Origin of the sequence: Spirillospora sp. NPDC046719, assembly GCF_040645715.1 — a bacterium.
GTDB lineage: Bacteria > Actinomycetota > Actinomycetes > Streptosporangiales > Streptosporangiaceae > Spirillospora.
This window is the reverse complement of the sequence record NZ_JBEYYT010000598.1, coordinates 1-4,678: the sequence shown is the minus strand read 5'-3', so window position 1 is coordinate 4,678 and position 4,678 is coordinate 1. Positions and strand designations below refer to the sequence as shown.

The 4,678-nt window shown below is 71.5% G+C and carries 4 protein-coding genes and 1 pseudogene; all 5 read left to right on the top strand.

Annotation, left to right across the window (positions count from 1 at the left end; translation table 11 throughout):
- Positions 1 to 407: 407 nt before the first annotated feature.
- Positions 408 to 623 (top strand): annotated as a pseudogene (locus ABZ914_RS46885) (helix-turn-helix domain-containing protein); the annotation flags it as partial.
- Between the two features lie 45 nt (positions 624 to 668).
- Positions 669 to 1,685 carry a hypothetical protein gene (locus ABZ914_RS46880; protein ID WP_500201118.1) on the top strand — a complete coding sequence of 339 codons (1,017 nt, stop codon included), beginning with the start codon at positions 669 to 671 and terminating at the stop codon, positions 1,683 to 1,685.
- Between the two features lie 291 nt (positions 1,686 to 1,976).
- The gene (locus tag ABZ914_RS46875) at positions 1,977 to 2,840 is read left to right on the top strand and encodes a peptidoglycan-binding domain-containing protein (protein WP_500201117.1); all 864 of its coding nucleotides are present in this window, start codon (positions 1,977 to 1,979) and stop codon (positions 2,838 to 2,840) included.
- 47 nt (positions 2,841 to 2,887) lie between these two features.
- Positions 2,888 to 3,694 carry a CHAP domain-containing protein gene (locus ABZ914_RS46870; protein WP_500201116.1) on the top strand — a complete coding sequence of 269 codons (807 nt, stop codon included), beginning with the start codon at positions 2,888 to 2,890 and terminating at the stop codon, positions 3,692 to 3,694.
- Between the two features lie 13 nt (positions 3,695 to 3,707).
- Positions 3,708 to 4,637, top strand: coding sequence for a peptidase inhibitor family I36 protein (locus ABZ914_RS46865; protein WP_433241268.1), 930 nt, complete (start codon positions 3,708 to 3,710; stop codon positions 4,635 to 4,637).
- The last annotated feature ends 41 nt before the right edge of the window (positions 4,638 to 4,678 follow it).

The following is a 4,678-nucleotide window of genomic DNA, read 5'->3' as shown; positions in this document are numbered from 1 at the left end:
GCCGCGGGCAGAGCCCGCGGCGACCGCCGTGCGGAAGGCACCGCACGGGAAAGCGCCGCCCGCGGGAGGTCTGGACAGATCGTCGCACCGGTTCTACTTTGATGACGATCGCACTGGTGACGCGTGATGGCGGAGGTCAATGGTGAGCTGAGATCGTGGCGATTGCCGAGGCACGTCGATCGCAACGCACTTTGACCATGGGCTCCCGCAATGGCTGACGAAGCGCAGAACGACCCGCCTACCATTCCGAAACCGGTTGTCGCCGGCCTGTTAAGCCGCGAGTTCCCGCGGTTTCCCGGGTAAGGCCGGTACGTTGACCGCTGCACTCGGTCGCCGAAAGGACCGGCGCTCGTCCGACGCCGCCCGCACGCGCGCGGGCGCGCGGGCGCCCATGGCTGGACGGTCGCATGGCTCGTCGTGAACGCCCGCTGGACCCGGCGGCAGGCCCGCTGGAGTCGTTCGCGCACGATCTCCGCGCGCTGCGGGTGTCCGCCGGCGAACCGACGTACCGGCAATTGGCGCAAATCGCCGGATACAGCGCATCAACGTTGTCGGAAGCCGCCAGTGGCGTGCGTTTACCGACGTTATCGGTCGCGCTCGCCTTTGTCGGCGCGTGCGGCGGCGATACGGAGGAGTGGGAGCGCCGCTGGAAAGAAGTCCACGGCGCCGTGCGGGCGCCGTACGAGGCGGATCCGTGCCCGCCGGAAGAGAACGCGGGCGCCGCGCACGAGAACGCCGCCGCGGCGGAACATGACGCCGGCGGAGAGGCCGTCGTCAAGCGGGAGTTCCTGCACGCGGAAGTGCCGAACGAACCGGCGCCGGTGCCTCGGGAATTCCATTCGATCGTCATCGGCCCGGCCGCGAGCGGCGGCGGGACCAGGCGGACCGTCGCCGCCGCCACCGCCGCCTGCCTTCTCGCGGCCGGCTTCTTCGCCGTCGGGATGACCGTCGGCGGGCAGGGCGGCGGCCGCGCGGACGCGGGCGGCTGCCCGGTCCCGGCGAAGAACCCGAAGTTCACCGCCACCGCGTACGGCGAGGGGGCGCACGTCCGGTCCGGCGCCGCCCTCGACCGGCCGACGGTGGCGACGTACCCGCCGGGATGCGTGATCGGGTTCACCGGCTACTGCATCGGCGACAAGGTCACCGACCGGACCGCGGGCATCCCGGACAGCCGCTGGTTCATCCTCCCGGACGGCCACGTCGTCGCCTCGGCCGTCGTCCACGGGAACCCGCCCACGCACCTCGCCCCGTCCGGGTGCGCGGCGGCGCGGCCGGTGCCGAGAAGGCTGTCGCTGAAGGCCATCGGCGCGCCCTCGCGGGACTCCCGGGTCGTCCTCACCGCGACCGGCCCGAACGTGCAGATCGTGGGATTCGCCGCCTACTACGCGGGCGACCCGGCCAGCCCGGAGCTCCGCCTGTGGCACCAGATCGGGCTGATCGGCGAGTCCGCGTCCAGCCTGTCGGTCACCTGGCGGCCCGACCGGCTCCCGGCGCCCGTCCACGCCGGCGACCGCGTCCCCGTGGCGGCCGTCGCCTGCTTCGGCGGCGGCGCGCCGGGCGAGGCGGCGGTCCTCGCGTCGCTGAGGCTGCCCGGCCCTCGCACCGCGGCGTCGCTGGCGTCGCCGTCCACGACGGTCGACGCGTCGGCGCGCGAGGCCGCCTGCAAGTACCCCAGCGCCTCCTGACCGGCCCGGCCGCCGCGCGCTCCCTGTCCGCGCCTTCGTTCGCGGTGCCCGGCGGTGGGCGCCCCTCCCGCCGAACGACGCGGTGCCGATAAGGCCGCCCGCCCGTGCCGGTGCCACGCGCACCCCTTCTGACCTGCCCGTACAGCGGGCGACCGCGGCGTTCCGGCGGACCCTGACGGCCCCGATGTCCGGGGCTGATTGATCCCTTCCAGCAGGTGTGTCGATCAATCAATGCGGCCGGTAGCAACGAGGGACCACGAGGCAATCCGACCGCACGGAAGGACGCACCGCATGAAGCTGACGAGGACCCGGACCGCCATCACGGGGCTGCTCGCGACCTTCGCGGTAACGGGCGGCCTGGCGGCGGGGGCGGTGCAGGCGACGGCCGCACCGCACGCCGCGCCCGCCGCCCTGCCCGCCGTCGACATGGAGGCCACCGTCCTCGCCGCGCAGATCGACCCGCGCCGCGCCGACGACACGCTGACCCCGGGCGCGAAGGAGTCCGTCCTCGCCGTCGAGCAGGCGCTGCAGGCGCGGCACCTCCTGGACGCCCGCTGGGTCGACGGCTACTTCGGCACCGAGACCATCGCGGCGTACGCGGCCTACCAGCGCTCCCTCGGATACAGCGGCCTGGCCGCCAACGGGCTGCCCGGCGCGACGTCGCTCACCGCGCTCGGGGAGAACCGCTACACCGTCACCAAGAAGATCGGGCCGGGCGCCAAGGTCCAGCGCGACGGGTACACCGTCGACGCCCGCACCCAGGCGATGCTCGCCGAGGCCGAGCGGCTGCTCGGCTTCACGCTCGTCCTGTCGCAGGGCTCCTACAACCCGGGCGGCGACCCCTCGTCCGCCGGCACCCACGACGGCGGCGGCGTCGTGGACATCAGCGTCACCGGGATGTCCGCCGCCACCCGCACGTCCGTGGCGCGCGCGCTGCGCGAGGTGGGCTTCGCGGCCTGGGTCCGCAACCCGAACCAGGGCGACTGGCCCTGGCACATCCACGCCGCGGCGATCAACGACACCGATCTGTCCAGCCAGGCGCAGCACCAGACGGGCGACTACTACCTCGGCCTCAACGGGCTGGCCGACCGGGGCGCGGACGACGGGCCCCGCGTTCCCATCCACACCTGGGAGGAGTACCAGCGCACCCACTGACCGGGTTTCCGAGGCATCTCCGCACCCCCTATCGAAAGAGGAGACCAATGCCGCACCTGAAGAGGACCCTGACCTTCGCCGGCGCAGCGCTGGCCCTCACCGCGCCCCTCGTGGCCTCCGGATCGCCCGCGTTCGCGGCGGCCCGCGACGGCGTCTGCGACAGCGGTGAGTTCTGCTACTACTACAACAGCGACGAGGCCGGTTCGATCTCCGACTTCACCACCTCGATCGGCGACTACGGCACCACCCAGCCCTCCTGCTACGACTTCAAGGGCCCGGGGAACGGCCAGGGCGTCTGCGTGAAGAACAACGCGGCGTCGGCGTGGAACCGCACCAGCCACACGGTGCGGGTCTACTACAACAGCAATTACGGCGGCTCCTACCAGGACTTCGCGGCCGGCGCGAAGGGCAACCTCAACGCGACGCTGAAGAACAACAACGCCTCCCACCAGATCTTCGACGGGTCGGGGCAGACGCCGCGCAACGACTACGACGGGAACGCGCGCGGATTCGCGCAGAACAACTGCACCGCCTTCGCGGCGTGGCGGATCGCCAGCCGGCTCGGCGTCCCGAACTTCAGCAACTCGTGGAAGACCACCTGGGGCAACGCGGGCACCTGGGACGACGCCGCCCGCAGGGTCGGCGTGACCGTCAACACGACGCCGTCCGTCGGCGCGATCGCCGTCAACGACGTGCACAAGGTCGGCCACGTCGCCTACGTCAACCGGGTCTACTCCGACGGCTCGTTCGACGTCGAGGAGTACAACTGGAACAACCCGCTCGCGTACGGCACCCGCTCGCACGTGCACGTGAGCGGCGCCCAGGCCGACTTCCAGTGGATGCTCCACTTCTGAGAGGCGGCCGGGAATGGCGATCCGCACAAGGGTGATGGGCGTCCTCGCCGCCGTGGTGACGGTGCTGGCGGGCGTCGTGGTGGTGGCCGGACCGGCGTCCGCGGCGTCCCGTGACGGGGTCTGCGACAGCGGTGAGTTCTGCTACTACTTCAACAGCGACGAGGCCGGCTCGGTCTCCGACTTCACCGGCTCCCTCGACGACTACGGGACGACCCAGCCGACCTGCTACGAGTTCAAGGGCGCCGGGAACGGCCAGGGCGTCTGCGTGAAGAACAACGCGGCGTCGGTGTGGAACCGCACGAGCTACACGGTGCGGGTCTACTACAACAGCAATTACGCCGGCTCCTACCAGGACTTCGCGGCCGGCGCGAAAGGCAACCTCAACGCGACGCTGAAGAACAACAACGCCTCCCACCAGCTCCTCGCGTCGCAGCCCAGCGGATGCAAGACCGACGGGTCCAACACGACGCTGCCGTCCTCGATCCTGGTGTACCGGGTCGGCCTGGGCCGGGTGGACCGCGTCGACTTCAAGACCTACGTCAAGAACGTCCTGCCGAACGAGTGGATCTCGAGCTGGCCGAGCGCCTCGCTGGACGCGGGGGCGATGGCCGTCAAGAGCTACGCCTGGTACTGGGCGCTGCACTCGACCCGCAAGACCTCGGGCGGCGCGTGCTACGACGTCCGCGACGACACCGGTGACCAGGTGTACCGGCCGTCCTCGGCGGTGTCGTCGACGTCCGCCGCCGTCGACCGCACGTGGTCGACCCGGATGACCCGCAGCGGCAACATCCTGATCGCGCACTACTGCTCCACCACGACCGCCTGCGGCGCGTGGGTGGACGGGAACTGGATGTCGCAGTACGGCTCGCGCGACATGGCGAACGCCGGCTCGGACTTCCGGGCGATCCTCCGCTACTACTACCGGGACATCGTCCTCTCCTGACGGGCCCCTCCCCGCGCGGCGGGGCACCGGCATCCAGCCGG

Excerpts from the sequence above, each read along its gene's own strand:
- ABZ914_RS46875 (WP_500201117.1), top strand. The coding sequence starts at position 1,977 with ATGAAGCTGACGAGGACCCGGACCGCCATCACGGGGCTGCTCGCGACC.
- ABZ914_RS46865 (WP_433241268.1), top strand. The coding sequence starts at position 3,708 with ATGGCGATCCGCACAAGGGTGATGGGCGTCCTCGCCGCCGTGGTGACG.
- ABZ914_RS46870 (WP_500201116.1), top strand. The coding sequence starts at position 2,888 with ATGCCGCACCTGAAGAGGACCCTGACCTTCGCCGGCGCAGCGCTGGCC.